Source organism: Nonomuraea sp. NPDC050680 (assembly GCF_040654555.1).
Taxonomy (GTDB): domain Bacteria; phylum Actinomycetota; class Actinomycetes; order Streptosporangiales; family Streptosporangiaceae; genus Nonomuraea.
In genome coordinates this window covers 202,289-219,248 of the sequence record NZ_JBFAIF010000007.1, presented here as the reverse complement: position 1 = coordinate 219,248, position 16,960 = coordinate 202,289, and the positions used below count along the sequence as shown (strand labels likewise).

The 16,960-nt window shown below is 71.1% G+C and carries 14 protein-coding genes; 10 read left to right on the top strand and 4 right to left on the bottom strand.

The features are described from left to right. The first annotated feature begins 4 nt into the window (after window positions 1–4). The 5 genes from AB0H88_RS25370 to AB0H88_RS25350 all read left to right on the top strand — a co-directional run bounded on the left by AB0H88_RS25370 (window position 5) and on the right by AB0H88_RS25350 (window position 5,633). Window positions 5–1,162 carry a YcaO-like family protein gene (locus tag AB0H88_RS25370; RefSeq protein ID WP_357648414.1) on the top strand — a complete coding sequence of 386 codons (1,158 nt, stop codon included), beginning with the start codon at window positions 5–7 and terminating at the stop codon, window positions 1,160–1,162. Beyond that, a complete protein-coding gene (locus AB0H88_RS25365; protein ID WP_357648411.1) occupies window positions 1,162–2,490 on the top strand; it encodes a TfuA-like protein in 1,329 nt (442 codons plus the stop codon). The genes AB0H88_RS25370 and AB0H88_RS25365 overlap by 1 nt, the downstream gene beginning before the upstream one ends. Beyond that, a complete protein-coding gene (locus AB0H88_RS25360; RefSeq protein WP_357648409.1) occupies window positions 2,487–3,701 on the top strand; it encodes a cytochrome P450 in 1,215 nt (404 codons plus the stop codon). The genes AB0H88_RS25365 and AB0H88_RS25360 overlap by 4 nt, the downstream gene beginning before the upstream one ends. After that, on the top strand, window positions 3,698–4,714 hold the full coding sequence (locus AB0H88_RS25355) for a methyltransferase (protein ID WP_357648407.1): 1,017 nt from the start codon (window positions 3,698–3,700) through the stop codon (window positions 4,712–4,714). Before AB0H88_RS25360 ends, AB0H88_RS25355 begins: the two co-directional genes overlap by 4 nt. 199 nt (window positions 4,715–4,913) lie before the next feature. Then, window positions 4,914–5,633, top strand: coding sequence for a response regulator transcription factor (locus AB0H88_RS25350; protein WP_357648405.1), 720 nt, complete (start codon window positions 4,914–4,916; stop codon window positions 5,631–5,633). Here AB0H88_RS25350 and AB0H88_RS25345 read toward each other — a convergent pair. The 4 genes from AB0H88_RS25345 to AB0H88_RS25330 form a co-directional block, all read right to left on the bottom strand. Beyond that, window positions 5,593–6,987, bottom strand: a complete 1,395-nt coding sequence (locus AB0H88_RS25345; RefSeq protein WP_357648403.1) for an FAD-dependent monooxygenase — start codon at window positions 6,985–6,987, stop codon at window positions 5,593–5,595. The genes AB0H88_RS25350 and AB0H88_RS25345 overlap by 41 nt on opposite strands. Further along, a complete protein-coding gene (locus AB0H88_RS25340) occupies window positions 6,984–7,262 on the bottom strand; it encodes a PqqD family protein (protein ID WP_357648401.1) in 279 nt (92 codons plus the stop codon). Before AB0H88_RS25340 ends, AB0H88_RS25345 begins: the two co-directional genes overlap by 4 nt. Window positions 7,263–7,274: 12 nt before the next feature. Further along, window positions 7,275–8,717, bottom strand: coding sequence for a StsB family radical SAM/SPASM domain sactipeptide maturase (gene stsB, locus AB0H88_RS25335; protein WP_357648399.1), 1,443 nt, complete (start codon window positions 8,715–8,717; stop codon window positions 7,275–7,277). Window positions 8,718–8,804: 87 nt separating this feature from the next. Further along, on the bottom strand, window positions 8,805–9,086 hold the full coding sequence (locus tag AB0H88_RS25330; RefSeq protein ID WP_357648396.1) for a StsA-related sactipeptide RiPP: 282 nt from the start codon (window positions 9,084–9,086) through the stop codon (window positions 8,805–8,807). Between the two features lie 180 nt (window positions 9,087–9,266). Between AB0H88_RS25330 and AB0H88_RS25325 the strand changes: the two genes are divergently transcribed. The 5 genes from AB0H88_RS25325 (at window position 9,267) to AB0H88_RS25305 (ending at window position 16,947) form a co-directional block, all read left to right on the top strand. After that, entirely contained in the window at window positions 9,267–9,467 is a 201-nt protein-coding gene (locus AB0H88_RS25325; protein WP_357648394.1) for an aroma-sacti cluster domain-containing protein, read from the top strand. Continuing rightward, window positions 9,464–12,484, top strand: coding sequence for an AAA family ATPase (locus tag AB0H88_RS25320; protein WP_357648393.1), 3,021 nt, complete (start codon window positions 9,464–9,466; stop codon window positions 12,482–12,484). Before AB0H88_RS25325 ends, AB0H88_RS25320 begins: the two co-directional genes overlap by 4 nt. After that, window positions 12,481–13,353: a S8 family serine peptidase gene (locus tag AB0H88_RS25315; protein WP_357648391.1), complete on the top strand. Its 873-nt coding sequence runs from the start codon at window positions 12,481–12,483 to the stop codon at window positions 13,351–13,353. The genes AB0H88_RS25320 and AB0H88_RS25315 overlap by 4 nt, the downstream gene beginning before the upstream one ends. Beyond that, entirely contained in the window at window positions 13,343–13,972 is a 630-nt protein-coding gene (locus AB0H88_RS25310) for a GAF domain-containing protein (protein ID WP_357648389.1), read from the top strand. The genes AB0H88_RS25315 and AB0H88_RS25310 overlap by 11 nt, the downstream gene beginning before the upstream one ends. A 299-nt stretch (window positions 13,973–14,271) precedes the next feature. Further along, window positions 14,272–16,947 carry a LuxR C-terminal-related transcriptional regulator gene (locus AB0H88_RS25305; RefSeq protein WP_357648387.1) on the top strand — a complete coding sequence of 892 codons (2,676 nt, stop codon included), beginning with the start codon at window positions 14,272–14,274 and terminating at the stop codon, window positions 16,945–16,947. The last annotated feature ends 13 nt before the right edge of the window (window positions 16,948–16,960 follow it).

Below are 16,960 nucleotides of genomic sequence, written 5' to 3'. Positions count from 1 at the left end.
GACGATGCGGACAGACAACTCCTCTCTGTCGTGGCTTCTCTCGCGGTCCGACCGGTCCAAGGTCCGGCTGCCGGGCACGGACAGAGCTCACGACCCGACGGCCACGCTGGAGATGGCCGGCCGGGCGGCCCGGATGGTCGGGATCACCAGGGTCGCGGACATCACCAGGCTGGACACCATCGGAATCCCGACCTTTCAGGCGATCAGGCCGACTTCCCGGACGCTCGCCGTGTCTCAGGGGAAGGGAATCACGCCCGAGCTGGCGCGGCTGTCCGCGATGATGGAAGCCGTCGAGCTCTGGCATGCCGAGCAACCCATGACGCCGGTGACGACGGCACCTCCTCGCGACGTCAGCGGGCAGCTGGGCTATGACGTCCGCGACCTGCCGCTCTCCCCGCCGACCGTGCTGCATGACGGGCTGCCGCTGGACTGGGTCGCCGGCCGGTCGCTGGTCGACGGCTCGGAGCGGCTGGTGCCCAAGGAATCGGTGGGATTCTCCCTCCTGCGCAGGACCGGCTGGAACCCGCCGGTGTTCTTCGAGTCGACGAACGGCCTGGCGAGCGGGAACACGCTGGTGGAGGCCGTCCTGCACGCGCTGTACGAGGTGATCGAGCGGGACGCCGTGACCACGGCGATGGCCGGCGGCGACAAGGGCGTCCTCGTCGACCCGGGGACGCTGGGGTCGCCGGTCGTCGACGAGCTGTGCGGGATGATCACGCGGGCCCGGGTCCGTCTCGAAGTCAGGTCCCTGCCGTCGCCCACCGGATTGCCGTGCTTCCTGGCCCGGATCTCCTGCGAGGACTATCCACCGGCGTTCATGGGATTCGGCTGCCACCTCGGCTCGGAGATAGCGCTCACCCGTGCCGTCACCGAGGCCGCGCAGGCCAGGCTCGGCTACATCTCGGGCGCGAGAGACGACCTCCATCCGGGCGTCCACGACGGCGCGCGGCACCGGCCCATGCCCGCGACGGACGCCGGCGAGGCGATCCCGAAGCTGACGGCTCACCAGAGCCTGGTCGACGATCTGGCGGACGTGGTCGGGCGGGCCGAGGCCGCGTTCTCCGCCGCCCCGCTCGTCATCGATCTGACGAGGGACGAGATCGGCGTCCCGGTGGTCAGAGTGGTGGCGCCGGGCAGCCACGTCACCCCGGAGGTGTTCTAGTGAGCCGCCAGAAGACATGCCGCCAGAAGACGGTCGTCTACGCCGGGCCGACGATCTCCCACGACGAGGTCCGCGCCGTGCTTCCCGAGGCACAGGCGCGGCCGCCCGTGGCCCGGGGCGATCTTCTCAGGCAGGAGTGGAGCCGAGACGACACCGCCGTCATCATCGACGGGTACTACCGCGAGCGGCTGTCCGTGGGCCACAAGGAGATTCTCTGGCTGCTCAACGAGGGCGTGAACGTCATCGGGGCGGCGAGCATGGGGGCGTTGCGGGCGGCGGAGCTGAGCCCGTGCGGCATGCGGGGCGTCGGGTCCGTCTTCCGCATGTACGCCACCGGCGAGGTCGATGGGGATGACGAGGTGGCGGTCCTGCACGGGCCGGCGGAACGGGGATACCCCACCGGCACGGTGGCCATGGTCAACCTCCGCTACGGCTGCCAGGAGGGCGCCAAGAGCGGCCTGGTTCCGGCGGCGGCCGGCGAGCGGATCGTCGAAGCGGCGAAGTCGAGGCCCTTCGTACACCGGACCTGGCGCGAGCTGGAAGAGGCCTTGGGCCCGGACGCCGGCGACGCGCTGAGCACGCTGGAGCGCAGGATCGGGACGGGTGAGTGGGACCTGAAGCGGCTGGACGCGATGGCTGCCCTGAAAGCCGTCGGCGGGCACCATGGCGAAGCGCCCAGCACGTGGGCGGCCGAGGTGGCCCTGACGAGCATCACCCACTATGAGGCGCTGGCCTGGCGGTCGATGCGGGAGTACGCGCCGGGCAGGTGGATGTCCGATCTCGACGTCCTGGAGGCGGCGCGGCTGTTCGACCAGGACTACCCGCGGCTGCACGAGGAGGTCCTGACCGGCCTCCTGGCGGACTTCGCCGCCGCGCGGGGCCTGGGGCTGGAGGCGTACACGCGCGCCAGGCTCGGCGTCGACGACCGCGCCGGCCTGCCGCACGTCCTCGCGCCGTGGTTGTCCGAGAAGGAGCGGGCCACCCTGCCCGTCGCCGAGCGACTCCGCCTGGTCATGGTGCGGGTGTGGCCGGTCTGGCAGTCGGCGGATTGGCGGCCGATCGTCCTGGAGCGGATCCGGGAATCGAGCCGCTGGTCCGAGTGGTCCGAGATCGTGGCCCGTGCCGATGAGATCGCGGAACAGACCAGCGGCCGGGTGGTCATCCCGGCGCCGGCGATCTGCGGACGGATCTTCTCCCGCCACTGGAACGGCCCCGGAACGACCGCGGAGGTCGAGCTGGCGCGGCGCGGGTTCCTCAGCATGGCGGATCTGGGACAGACCGCCGCCAGGTTCTTCCCCCTGGACGTGCACAAGGCCAAGGGGCGATGAGCGCGACCGGGCTTGAGCAGGCGTTCGACCCGACCGGCGCGCAGCACCGCCGGGACCCGCACCCGCTCTTCCACCGCATGCGCGAGCGGGCGCCGGTCTACCGCCACGCCCCGGCGAACGGTCGCGTGTCCTGGTACCTGACCCGGTACGCCGACGTGCAACGCGCGCTCCACCACCCGGACGTAGGGCGTCAACTCGACCGGCTGCCCGGCGAGCTGGCCGCCTTTCACCGCCGGTGGGAGAACGACCCGCTGGCGATGGTGCGGCGGAACATGTTCAACCTCGACCCGCCCGACCACACCCGGCTGCGGCGGCTGATGGCGCCCGCGTTCGGCCCCCGGACGGTGGCGGCGCTGGAGCGGCGCATCCATCAGGTCGTCGGCGAGCTGGTCGACGACCTGGCGGCCGCCGGAGACGGAGCCGACCTGATCGAGGTCCTGGCGCTGCCGCTGCCGATCCTGATCGTCGCGGACCTGGTCGGCTTCCCGATCGGCGACCGGGGCCGGCTGCGCGGGTGGAGCGACGACATGCTGCGCAGCCGGGACGCGGCACTGGTGCGCCGCACCGGAGTCGCGTTCGTCGCCTACGTCAACGAGCAGCTCGATGAGCGCCGGGCCCACCCTGGCCCGGACCTGCTGTCCCAGCTCGTCCGGTCAACGGAGATCACGCACGCCGAGCTGGTGTCCAGCGTGTTCCAGTTGCTGCTGGCCGGAGACGAGACGACGGTCAACCTCATCGGCAACGGGGTGCTGGAACTCCTGCGCCACCCCGGCCAGCTCGAACGCCTCCGCGCCCGCCCCCAGCTGATCGACTCCGCGGTGGAGGAGGTGCTGCGGTTCAACGGCCCGGTCGGGCACTCCCGGCCGCTGTTCGCGATGGCCGACGTGGAGATCGGGCCATCGGTGATCCCCCGCGGTGACATCGTCGTGCCGGTACTGCTGGCCGCCAACCGCGACCCGGCGGTGTTCCACCGGCCGGATGTCTTCGACATCGGCCGCACCCCGAACCGGCATCTGGGCTTCGGCCACGGAATCCACTTCTGCCTGGGTGCCGCGCTGGCCCGGCTGCAGGCCCGGGCCGCCATCGGCGCGCTGGTGCGCCGTTTCCCCGGACTGGCCCTGGCCGTCGATCCGGCCGAGCTGGAGTGGACGCCGGACCTGTTCCTGCATGGTGTACGCCGCCTGCCGCTGCTGTTGGAGAAGAGCCCATGATCAAGGGGTACGCGGAGCTGTCCCGGATGGCGTTCGGCTACGCCACCTCGCAGATCCTGTACGCGGCCGTCCACCTGGGCATTCCGGATGCCCTCGCCGCCGGCGCGCTGCCGGTCGAGAAGCTGGCGCACGCCATCGGGGCGGACCCGAGGGCGCTGGAGCGGCTGTCGCGGGCCCTGGTGGTCCTGGGCGTGGTCGATGAGGTGGCGCCGGGACACCTCGCGCTGGCCGAGGTGGGCCAGCCGCTGCGTGCCGACCACCCCTGGTCGATGCGCTCCAGCGTGCTGCTGCTCGGCGATCCCGCGACCTGGCGGGCATGGGGGGCGTTGACCCACAGCGTACGAACGGGTGCGGCCGCCTTCGATCATGTGCACGACCAGCCGCTCTTCGACTACCTCGCCGGCCGTCCGGACCTGTCGGAGATCTTCAACACGGCCATGTGCGAGGGCACCGAGCGCATCGCATCAGAGGTCGCCCAAGCGTACGACTTCACCGGTGTCCGCACCGTGGTCGACATCGGGGGCGGAAACGGCGCGCTGCTCGCCGCTGTATTGGCGGCCACACCCGGCGCCCAGGGCATCCTGTACGACACCGCCGACGGCGGGGCGGCCGCCGCCGAGACGTTCCGGCAGGCGGGGCTGTCGGATCGGTGCACCCGGCAGGTGGGCGATTTCTTCGAGGCCGTGCCCGAAGGCGATCTCATGCTGCTGAAAGGCGTGCTGCACGATTGGGACGACCAGCGATGCACCGCGCTGCTGCGCAACTGCCGCGCTTCCATCGCGGCGGGCGGGCGCCTGCTGGTGCTGGAACCGGTGCTGCCGGCCGGCCTCGGCACACCGGAGGCGGCCGGCGTCGTCATGAGCGACATCGCCATGCTCGTCTACACCGGCGGCTGGGAACGTAGCAGGGCCGAGTTCCACGCGCTGCTCAAGGCCGGCGGGTTCGACCTGGCCGACCTCACGCCACCGCTGCGGGGTTCGGCGATTCGGATCCTTGTCGCGGATCCGTCCTGAGGACCGATTCTCCGGTTATCCATCCCGGCAACAGGGCCGATTCTCCGGTTGTCCGTCCCGACAACGCGGACTACAGGCAGTCATGAGTATCTCTCACATGCGGCCCGCCGACGTGAGTAACTCCGCTGCTCTGGCTGTCCGGGAGACGGACGCGCATAGTGTGCCGGTCGAGCAAACGGGCTCAAACTCGGGTGGTCAGGTGGCTCAACCGATTGACTCGAGCCCTGCCGGCGAGGCCACGTCCACGCTGCGGGTCGTCGTGGGCGAGCCGGACCGGGTGGTGCGCGCCAGGCTCAGGAGCGTGCTCCACATGGGCAACGGCATCTACGTGGTGGGCGAGGCCGGCGCCGCCGACCGGCTGGGCGATCTGGTCGTCAGGCATCGGCCGAGGGTGACGGTGGTGAACGCGGCGTTGCGGCAGGCCGACGGCGTGGAATTCGCCCGAATCGTCGCGGCGCAGGCGAGGAACGGGATGCGGGTGGTGGTGGTCTCCGAAGCGCTGGACGAGGAGCTGCTCGGGCGGGCGTTACGCGGGGGTGCGGGCGGTTTCGTGCACCGGGCGTCGCTGGTCGAGGAGATCGTGCCGGCGATCCGCCTGGTCGCCGCCGGGCACACGTTCATCTCCAGCTCGATGATCACGCGGCTACGTGATCGCATCGCCGCGGTGACCACCGGGGTCGATCACCGGCTCGCGGAGCTCACCCGCCGCGAGGCCGAGGTCCTCCTGCTCGTCGCGGCCGGCCTGTCGAACGCCGGCATCGCCGACAAGCTCGGCATCGGCACCGGAACCGTCCGTTCACACCTGGCGCGCATCCTCACCAAGCTGTCGGCGGCGAACCGGGCGCACGCGGTCGGCATCGCGTACGAATCCGGCTTCATCACCGCAGGCTCGGCTCACGGCCGCCGCGCACGCGGGTAAGCGCGTTCCACCATGCGTGCAGCACGGGGTACTGCATGACGGCTTCCCGCGTGGTGAGCAGGGGATCCGGTTCTCCCGTCAGCGCCCGTACCACGGCTGATGCGTCCTTCGCGGCCCGTGCGGGCAGCAAGGTCTGAGCGCGGAAGAACTCGGCGGCCAGCTCCGGGCTGCTCAGCAGGGCCCGAGTCCTGCGGGTGAGAATCTCGCGTTCGAACGCGGTCGCCTCCCGTCGCCCGGCCGGTCCCGCGTCCTGCGCGAGCGCCATCCGCCATGACGATTCCGCTTCCGCCGTCATGGCCGCCTGCAGCTCGGGGGCGGCGGCCGGATCGAGCCCGCGCCGCGCCAGCTCCCTGTCCAGCCGGAGCATGCTCAGCGCGGCGACCGACATCCCGTGCGAGTGAACGGGGTTCACCGCGACGACCGCGTCGCCGACCGCGACGAAGCCGGCGGGCAGGCGCGCTCGTTCGAAGAACCTTCTCCGGTTCGAGGTGTCACGGTAGGGCCGGATGCCGCCGAGCGGTGTGGCCGCCGCCATGAGGTCCGCCACGATCGGGTCGCGCAGCGAGCGCGCGAAGTCCGCGAAGCCCCGCTCGTCCGCGGGCGGCTCGCCGCCCCGGGTGCCGGTCAGGGTGACGATCCACCGGCCGTCCTCGATCGGGAACAGCGTCGCCCCCTGACCCGGCCGCCCCCTCGCCGGCCGGGGGTGCAGCATGACGGCCGGAATCTCGCCGGCGAGTTCGGCGGGCGCCTGAAAGACGCGGGTGGAGTAGGCCAGCCCGGAGGAGACGGTCAGCTCCTCGATCTCCGCCACGCCGATCTCGGCCAGCCACCGGGGCGCCTTCGATCTGCGCCCGGTCGCGTCGACGACGAGATCCGCCTCGATCGTCTCCGGCGCGGCGCCCTCGCGGCTGACCGAGACCCCGGTGACCCGGCTCGCGTCTCCCACCAGGCCGAGCGCCCGCGTGCCCGGCCAGGTCGAGACGGCGCCCAGCGCCCGCTGCCGTACCACCTGGTCCAGGAGTCCCCTGCTGCACGAGATGAGGTACGCCCCGGTGTCCAGCCGCCGGAACCACCCCGCCGCGGCGAGGATCAGCGCGTCGCCGGGCAGGCGGCGGTGCTGCGCGCCGCGCGCGAAGAGCTCTTCGAGAGTCCCCGGAAGCAACTCCCGCAGCGCCCTCGCGCCACCGGCCACGAGGACATGGCTGTGATGCGATTGGGGCAGCCCCCGCCGGGCACGAGGATCGGCCGGATAGTGATCGTTCTCGATCACGATCACGTCGTCCACGTGCCTGGCGAGCACGGCGCCGGCCAGCGTCCCCGCGAAGCCGCCGCCGAGGACGACCGCTCTGGTCATGCAGGGCGCTCTTCGATCAGACCCCGTTCGATCATGCTGCCGAGGAACTCCTGTACGTCCTTCAGCACGCGGACGCTCATCGCGAGGTTGTCTCCGGCGAACTCATGGGACAGCTTCGCGACGATCGGCTCCCGTTCCCCGTCGCTCGCGACGAGCTCCCATATCCGGGAACCGGTCTCGTTCAGGGTGTGGAAGTCCCCGGTTTCGGCGTGATAGAGCGAGATGCCCCCCGCGGTCTCCTGCCAAATCACCGAGTCACTGATCTGGAGTGACACACTCCACCTCCTCTATACCGGCGTTATGGGAAGCAGCGCGCCGACCTTGACGGCGTCGGCTGAGGGGAGAACGTAGGTCTTCCAGTCGTCGAAGACCGGATGGACGTCGTCGTTGACGAGCAGGCGGGGCGTCTGCATTTCCGGATCTTCGGCAAGCTCCGCGGGGTCGACTCCGGATTCCAGCCAGAGCTGCGTGACGATGCCGTGCCGCAGGATCCTGCACTGATGACGGCTGTTGCGCCGCAGGTCTCCCGACTCCGCCATGTGAGAGGCGCGGCAGCCTCCGCCGCAGGATGACTTGATGTAGCACTTCGCGCAGTCGGCGTGGTAGTCGCCGCCGAACACGGAGCTCGTCCGCATGTCGTACAGGACCGGGCTGCCGAAGATCTCCGCCAGGGATTGCCGTCTCACGTTGCCCGCGAAGTGTGAGCGTCCCGTGACGAGCTTGCACGGGTAGACGTCGCCCAGCGAGTTGATGTAGATCTCGTTGCCGCCCATCCCGCAGTTGGCCTTCACCGAGCACAGCTTCAGCGTCTTCGGCCCGTCCGGGAGCAGCTTGCCGGCGACGGGTGAGGTCCAGGTGAGCTGCTGGATCCGCAGATGGTCGTCCCAGCCGAAGTCGTACTCGTCGCTCTCTCCCCGGCCCAGGTTGTTGTGGTACATCAGCCGGATGCTGTTCACCTCGATCCCCTCCATGAACGAGGCGAAGCCTTCGAGCTCCTCGACGTTCTCCGAGGTGACGATATGGTTGATCAACGGCACCACGCCTGCGTCGTTGAGCAGCCGCAGGGCCTTGTGGGTCTTGGCGAAGGAGCCGGCGCCCCGCGTGCGGTCGTGCGTCTCGGCCGTGCCGCCGTCGACGCTCACCGTGACGCTGCCGAACAGCTCGGCGAACCGCTCCGCCATCGCGGGCGTCCTGATCATGGTGGCGTTGGTGATGATGTTCGACGTCAGGCCACTCCGGTTGGCATGCTCCACGATCTGGAACAGGTCTTTCCTGAGCATGGGCTCGCCACCGGTGAAGACCACTGTGGAGGCGCCGAAGTCGGCGATCTGGGAGACCAGGCTGAGCGACTCCTCGGTGTTGAGCTCACCCGGCAGGCACTTCTCCGAGGACGCGTAGCAGTAGGGGCAGCGAAGGTTGCAACCGTCGGTGATGGCGTAGTACGCCATGCGGAGCGGCGGCTCCTTCAGCTTGATCCGCGGATGGTTCCCGTTGTAGTAGACGATCCAGCTCAGAATGAGTTTGGCGAGGACCCGATCGGTCTCGTCGGTCTCTTCGAGTCGCGCGTAGGGCCGGGCCAAGGCTCGCAGGACGCCGAACTCACGCGAATCGAGGACACACCGACCGCCGGAGTGCGGGTTGACGACCAGATAGTCCCCGGCGTGCATGAAGTAGGTAAGGCCTTCTGGTACGTCGAACAACGCGTGGTTCCGGGCCAGCTTCCCAGACATCCATTTCCCTTCACGCTCTCAGCGGCAGGCGCGACCCCGGCCCTGTCCGGCGACAGGCGACCGGGGCCGCACCCGTGAGCCGTCGGACTAGGGGTTCGGCTTGGTCGGGGTGGACCCGGACCCGGACCCGGACCAGGCTCCGCACAGGCACGACGCTTCGGGGGACTCGTTGTGCACCTCGACCTCGGGCCTGGCCCACTGGCCACCCGCCATGACCACGGGCAGCGCGGCGGGAAGCTTGTCCTTCAGCGAGATGAGCAGGTCGGTTTCCTCTTTGGTCAAGGTGGCGAACGCCGCCTCGACTTCCGCGGCGATCGGGTCGTTCAGGACGCCGGCTGCACGCAGGGCTTCCTTCGGATCGAAGGCCATGCCTTCACCTCTCCGTCTTAAGGGGACGCGTTGCAGGTCGAGTATCGGCTCGCGATGCGGAGGGGACACAACCCCACAAACGTGGGCTAACCGCCTTTCACCAGGCAGCGCGAAGACCACACGAATGTGGGTGTCCTGGTCTCTTGCGAACCCTGATGAGCCGTCTCAGGCTTGTGGTTCATGAACGCAACCGGATCGGGCGGGTTCGACGCGCTGGCCACGCTGCGGGCCGGCGGGCACCCCATCGACCTGCTCGATGAGCGGCAGCGAACCGTGTTCGCCGCGCTCACGGAGACCGAGGTCGCCGTACTGAACTCGATCAAGAAGCGTCTGGACGACCACACCGGCGAGGTGGAAGGACAGGAGCTCAAGCTCGTATGAGCGACAGGGACCCGCGACCCACCCGCCGTAACGTCGTGGTCCTGTTCATCGACATCGCGGGGTCGACGGAGCTCGCCGAGCGCCTCGACCCCGAACTGCTCCTGCGCATCCTCGACCGCTACTACGCGGCGTGCCGGACGGAGATCGTCGAACACGGCGGCGCCGTGGAGAAGTACATCGGCGACGCGGTCATGGCGGTGTTCGGCGTCCCGCTCAGCCGCGAGGACGACGCGCTGCGGGCCGTCCTCGCGGCGGACGCGGCGATGACGGCCGTGCACCGGCTCAGCGCCGAGATAGCCCCCACCCACGGAGTCCGGCTGAACGCCCATTGCGGCATCGCCTTCGGCCAGGTGATGGTCGCCGACGGGTCCGGCTCGAACGTGCGGGTGATCGGTGACACGGTCAACACCGCGAGCCGGCTGCAGTCCGCGGCGGGCGCCGGCGAGATCCTCCTGAGCGACGACGTGGCCCGCCTGGTCAGGCAGCACGCGCTGCTGGACGGCGTCCCCCCGCTCACGCTCAAGGGCAAGAGAGATCCGGTACGGGCATGGCGGCTCGTCACCGTGGAGCCCGATCGCGGCGCGCCGGAGACCGACACGGTCCCGTTGATCGGCCGGACCGAGGAGCTGCGGCAACTGACGCGCTTCCATGACCGTGTCGTACACGGCCGGCAGTGCTGCATGGCGACCCTGCTCGGTGTTCCGGGCATCGGCAAGTCCCGGCTCGTCAGGGAGTTTCTGGCGAACCTGCCCGAGGACGTGACCGTGCTCACCGGCCGGTGCCCCTCTTACGGCATCGGCGCCACCTACCGGCCCATCACGGAGATGCTGGAGGCCCTCAACGGCGACTGGCCCGCCATCGCCGAGGCCGTGGGCACGGATGGCGCGCGGGCGTTACGCGGGCTGGCGTGCCGCGGTGACGCGGATTACCAGGACGACACTCCCGGGATCGCGGAGATCGCGCAGGCCGTACGGTCGCTGTTCGAGGTGCTCGCCCAGCGCCGGCCGCTGGTGGTGGTGCTGGACAACCTGCAGTGGGCCGAGCCCACCCTCCTCGACCTGATCGAGGACTGCTCGGCGTGGCTCGCCGACGTGCCCGTGCTCCTCGTCTGCGTCGCCCGGCCCGAGCTCTACGAGGTCCGTCCCTCCTGGGGAGGGGGCATGACCTGCGCCATGTCGCTGGAGCTCGGCCCGATGAGCCCGCCGCACATGGCCCGGCTCGTCGCTGAGCTCCGGGCCGGGCGGGCGGACGTCGTCGCCCACGACGACGACGGCACGTACCAGCGGGTGATCCACGGTTCGGACGGCAACCCGCTCTTCGCCGAGCTGATGCTGGAGACCCTCGCCGAGGGCGCCGCCTCCCTCCCGCCCACCATCCAGGCGCTGCTCGGAGCCCGGCTGGATCGGCTCGGCGCGGCCGAGCGCCAGGTGCTCGAACGAGCCGCGACCATCGGGCACTCCTTCTCGGTGGAGCAGCTGGAGGCCCTCTTCGACGGCGAACCTCCCATGACGGCCGCTCCGCTGCGCCGGTTGCGGCGCGACCGCCTCATCCGGCGTGGCGCGCTCCCGGGGGCGTACGAGTTCGCGCAGACCCTCACCCGGGAGACCGTGTACGCGCTGACGAGCAAGGAGGTGCGGGCCGACTGGCACAGAAGGCTGGCCGACTGGTTCGGCGACCGGGCCGGCGACGCCTCGGAACAGGCTCCCTTCCTCGGACCGGCGTCCGGAGACGTCAGCCGGCACCTGCTGGCGGCCTGCCGCCTCACCCGGCAGGTACGCCCCGGCGATCCGCTCCTGCCCGAGCTGACCGGCCGGGCCGCGGACCGGCTCATCAGGGACGGCGGTCAGGCGTTGCACCGCAGAGACCTGCCCGCGGCGATCGCGCTGCTGGAGCAGGGACGGGAGATGCTGCCCCCGGGCAGGGACGAGCACCGGTCGCTGGCCGTCCGCATCAGCGACGCGGAGCTGGCGCGGGGGCAGGCCGCCGCGGCGGCCGCGGCCCTGGACCGTGCGGAGGAACTGCTGCCCGAAGACCCGCGAACTCAGCTCACCTGCCTGATCCAGCGAGAGGTCCTCGCCCTGCGCTCGGGCGCCCGCGCGCCGGAGCTCGAGCCCCTTCGCGGGCGGCTGGCCCTCGACCCCCGGGACGACCTGAGCTGGTGCCGCTTCCACCAGCTCCAAGCCCTGATCCACATCCAGGAAGGCCGTTTCGGCCTCGCCGACCGCGCGCTTCGTGACGGGCTCGCGCTGGCCCGGCCGATGGCCGACCGCTACGAAGCGGACCGGCTGCTCGGCGGACTGTGCGAGCTGGCGCAATGGTCTCCCACCCCGGTGCGCGAAGGGCTCGCGCTCTGCGCCGACCTGCTGGCCCGCTTCGCCGGCGACCGCGCCCTGCTGGTGCCGGTGCTCGTCACCAAGGCCCGCCTGCTCGCGCTCTCCGGCGACCTCGGCGGCGCCCGCGAGTCGCTCGACACCGCCGGCGACTACGCGGAGGAGTTGCACCTCGGCCTCTCGGCGATCGCCGTCGTCCAGGTGCGGGGGCTGGTGGAATCCCTGGACGGACACCACGAGGACGCGAGGGAGCTGTTCAGGCGGGCCGCCGCCGCGCTCCGTACGGCGGGGCATGGAGGGCCCGCCGCCACCTTGGAGCTCTACGCGGCCCGTGAGACCCTCCGGCAGGGAGACGTCCGGCAGGCGGCCGGGGAACTGGCCCGCAGCCAAGCGGGGCCGCCGCAGCTGCGCGGCGAGCTCACGGCCATCACGATGCGAGGCGCGATCGCCTCGTTCGACGGGGAGCACGCGGACGCGATGAGCGCCGCCGAACGCGCGAGCGCGCTGCTCGACTCGACCGATGATCCCTGTCTTCGAGGGGACGTCCTGGTCGAGATCGCGCGGATCCGCCGAGCCGCCGGACACGACCCGGCCGAAGCCGCCCGGCGCGCGCTCGACGCGTACCTGAGCAAGGGAGCGAACCTGCCGGCGCGACACGTCCGCGACTGGATGAAGGGACTGCCATGAGCACGCCGCCCTGGCGCCGGGACCAGCGCGCGCACTTCCCCGGCGTGCCCGCGTGGGGGCTGGCCACCACGCGGCAGGCCCCGGAACCCTTCCAGATCAGCCCGCTGGCGGAGGTGACCAGGGAGTGGGCATGGGGTGGGTCCGACGGCACGGGAGTACGCGTGTGCGTCGTGGACACGGGCGTGGCGGGCGACCATCCCAAGATCGGCGGCCTGGATCGGTCGGTCGAGGTCGTCAGCGGGGATGAGGGCAGGCTGACCGTCGCCGACTGCGCCCCCGTCGACCCGGCGGGGCACGGCACGGCCTGCGCCGGAGTGATCAGGTCGGTCGCCCCCGGAGCGGCGATCACCTCCGTACGCGCGCTCACCGACGGAAAGTCCGGCACCGGCGACGCCCTCGTGACCGGGCTGCGCTGGGCCATCGACCAGGGTTACGACCTGGTCAACCTCAGCCTCTCCAGCACGAGGTCGGGTCTGCGCGCATCCCTCCACGAGCTCGCCGACCGCGCGTACTTCCGGCGTTGCCTCCTGGTCGCCGCGGCGCACAACATGCCGGTGCTCAGCTACCCGTGGACGTTCTCCTCGGTCGTCTCGGTGGCCAGCCACGACGAGGCGGACCCGATGACGTACTACTACAACCCCGCGCCGCCGGCGGAGTTCCTCGCGCGAGGGGTCCGGGTCCCGGTCGCCTGGCCCGGCGGCCGGGAGATCCGCAGCACCGGCAACAGCTTCGCGGCGCCGCACATCACCGGCATCTGCGCGCTCATCCTGGGCAAGCATCCGTGGCTGACGCCGTTCCAGCTCAAAACGGTCCTCTACCTGGCCGCGGACAACACCATGACGCAGAACGGAGAGCCCCATGTCCGCTGATTTCCCTTACTCCCCCGGCTCTCCCGGCTCCCTCGACGGCACCGAACGCAGGCTGCTGCAGTCCATCGTCGAGGTGGCCCGCCACATGTTCGGCGCCGCCGCCGCCTCCATCTTCCTCGTGGACCCGGACACCGGTGACCTGGTCTTCGAAGCCGTCTCGGGCGAAGGCGAGAAAGAGCTGGTCGGGAGCCACTTTCCGGCGGGAACAGGGATCGCCGGGTGGGTCGCGGCGAGCGGGCAGCCGATGGTCGCGGACGACGTGTCGGCTGTGACGCAGTTCGCCCAGGACGCTGCGGAATCCACCGGTTACGTCCCACGGACCATCATGGCCGCGCCGCTCATCCGGTTCGAGGAATGCGTGGGCGTCCTGGAGGTGCTGGACCGCACGGCCTCCCGCAGCGATCTGGACGACATGGAGCTCCTGGGCATGTTCGCCACGCAGGCCGCCTGCGCCCTGGAACTCCTGCTCCGCGTCCGGCGGAGCGACGGCCGAGAGCCTCTCGCCGACCCGCACGCGCTGCTGCGGCGGATCGGCGAGAGACTGCGGGGCAGGGACCGGTCGTCGGACGCGGCAGCCGTACGCCTGCTCGCCATCGCCGACGACCTCCTCGCCCCCTGACGGACCGCTCCGCCGTCGCGGGGCGCCGATCTCCTCCGCTCGCCGCGCCTTCCGGACCACCTCTTTGGGCCTGAACGGCCTCAAGCGTGGGTGGCCGTCGGCGTGGCCGGACACCGTCACGTGCGGTCACCGTCCGGCTACCTCTGTTTGAAGGGCGGCAAAGGGGAGCACGCTTCACGTGGAGAAGATCAAGGACCCGCTTGAGTTTCAGGCGGGGGGACGCGGCATGAGAGTCGCCGCGCGGGGCATCTCCGGTCAGGGCACGACGTCGCAGTGTGACGACCTCCGAAAGGGACGCCATGGCAGACAGCCGTCCGCACGACGGACGCCCCGGGAACCTTTGGCCACTCGTCGGGCGCGCCACGGCGCTGCGCACGGTCCTGTCAGCGGCGACGCAGACGGACGTCGGCGGCGTGGTGATCGTGGGCGCGCCGGGTGTGGGCAGGACGCGTCTGGCCAAGGAGGCGGTCGCGCGGCTCGCGGCGGCGGGCCACCCGACGGCCTGGGCGACCGGGACCCGCGCCGCCGGGGCGATCCCCTTGGGCTCATTGCTGCATCTCGCGCTTCCCCACGATGCCGCGGGCCCCGTCACGGCGCACATCTTCGGCCAGATCGTGGAACGTTTCAGCGTATCCACCGGGAAGCGGCCGGTATTCGTCGTGGACGACACCCATCTGCTCGACGACGTCTCGGCCGCGCTCGTGTACCAGCTCGCCGTGCACACACGGACCTTCGTGCTGCTCACCGTACGGCAGGGACAGACGGCGCCCGACGTGATGACGGCGTTATGGAAGGAAGGGGTGGCCCGCCGCGTCGAGCTGCGGCCGCTGAGCGACGACGAGATGGACACCCTGCTCGAACGCGGCCTGGGCGGTCCGCTGGACGCCGTCACGCGGCACACGTTCCGCCGCCTGTCCGCCGGCAATCCGCTCGTGCTGCGCGAGCTTGCGCAGTCCGCGTTGGAGGGATCCGCGCTGCTGCGCCGCGACGGCCTCTGGCATCTGGGCGGTCACCTGGAGATCACCGGCCGGCTCGGTGATCTGATCGAGGCCCAGATGCAGGTCGACGATCCGGCCGTGCTGGCCGTACTCGAGGTGCTCGCCTGTAAGGAGCCGCTCGGCCAGCCCGTGCTCGAGGACCTCACCGGGCACTCCGCCGTGGTGCGGGCCGAACGGCAGGGGCTGGTGGTGGTCGAACCCTCCGGAGCGCGGCACCAGGCGCGACTCGCGATACCCGCGTACGGGGAGGTCATCCGCGCGCGCATGCCACGCGCCCGAGCGCACGCGATCTGGGCGCGGCTGGCCGAGTCCCTTGCCGCATCGCCACGCCGTCGCGCGGACGACGCGCTCGACCTGGTCATGTGGCGGCTCACGGCGGGCCTCGACTCCTCCGGACGAGAACTGCTGGCCGCCGCGGAACGCGCCGCCGAACGGTTGGACCTCGAGGTCGCCGAGCGGCTGGCGACCGCGGCCGGTGCCGCCGACGGCGGGGCGGACGCGAACCTGACCCTGGCCGAGGTGATGGTGTTGCGGGGCCGCTTCGCCGACGCGGCCGGCGTACTCCCGGCTCCAGAGGAATGCGACAACGAAGAACGCGCCGACCGGCGGGCGATAGTCAGGGAGAAGATCGAATACTGGCAGCACGAAGCCGCACCGGCTCAGGGGAATCCGACCGGCGAGCGGGCGGCGGAGGCGGTGCGGGCCTGGACGATGCTGATCGAGGGACACGTCGCGGGAGCTCTCTCCATCGGTACGGCGCTGCTCACCCGGCCAGGACCGCCGCTGCCGGCGGAGGCGACGGCACGGGCGGCCACGGCGGTCGTGCTCGCCGCGGGTCTCATGGGAGACATCCGCCTCGTCGAACGAGCCAGCGCCACCGGTCTGGAGGTCGCCTCGCCGTGGACAGAGGCTCAGGTCGGCGCCGCCAGGTGCGTCGCCCTCGTGCTGGCCGGCGCTCTCACCACTGCGGCCAAGGCCGTGGACATCGCGTATCGAGACGCCATCGAGACGCGAATGGCGGCACCCATGGTCGGCATGTGGGCGATCGTGCGCGGCTTCGTGGCGAAGGCTCAGGGACGGGTGAAGCCGGCCCAGCAGGCGCTGCGCGAAGCGGTCGTGTTACTCGGCGAGCACGACCCGCTGCGATTACCGGCTGTCTATCTGGCCGAGTTGGCCGGCGCGTACGCGATGGCGGGAGACACCGTCCAGGCGGACGCGTGGCTGTGCCGAATGGACGGCTGCCCCCCACCACGCGGTGCGCTCTTCGACGCCTGGATCGAGCGCGACCGCGCCTGGGTCGCCGCCGCCGCGCTCGATCTCCCCAGCGCCGCCGGCCACGCCCTCGGCGCCGCGAAGACCGCGGGCAAGGCCGGAGTGCCGATGATCGAGGCACTGGCGTTGTTCGACGCCGCGCGATTCGGCGCCGCGAAAGAGGTGTGCGACAGGCTGCACCAGCTCGCCAGGGGCACCGCCGCACCCGCGACGGCGGCCTTCGCCACGATGGCCACCGCGCTCGCCACGGACGACGCTCACCTGCTCGCGGAGACGGCCGAGCGACTCCATCGCCTCGGCCATCTGCTGCCCGCCGCGGAGGCGGCCGCGACAGCCCACCGGCTGCATGCCGGGGCGCGTCGGCGTACGGCGGCCAAGGCCGCGCTCGTGTTCGCTCGCGAGCTGCTCATCGAGTGCGACGGCGCCCGCACGCCGCTGACGGACCTGACGGGGAGTGAGGTGTCGTTGACTCCTCGGGAGCTGCAGGTGGCGAAGCTGACCGCGGCGGGATTGCCCAGCCGCGCCGTCGCCGACCGCCTCGGCCTCTCGCTCCGAACCGTCAACAACCATTTGGGCCGGGTGTACACCAAGCTCGGTGTGTCCGGGCGCGACGCGCTCGCGCAGGTGCTGGGCCAGCCTGATGCGCCCGGCCGGCCGGGGGGCGAGGAACCCCACACTCAAGAGCTCCTCCAAGGTGATGCCTGATTTCGCTGTTGAC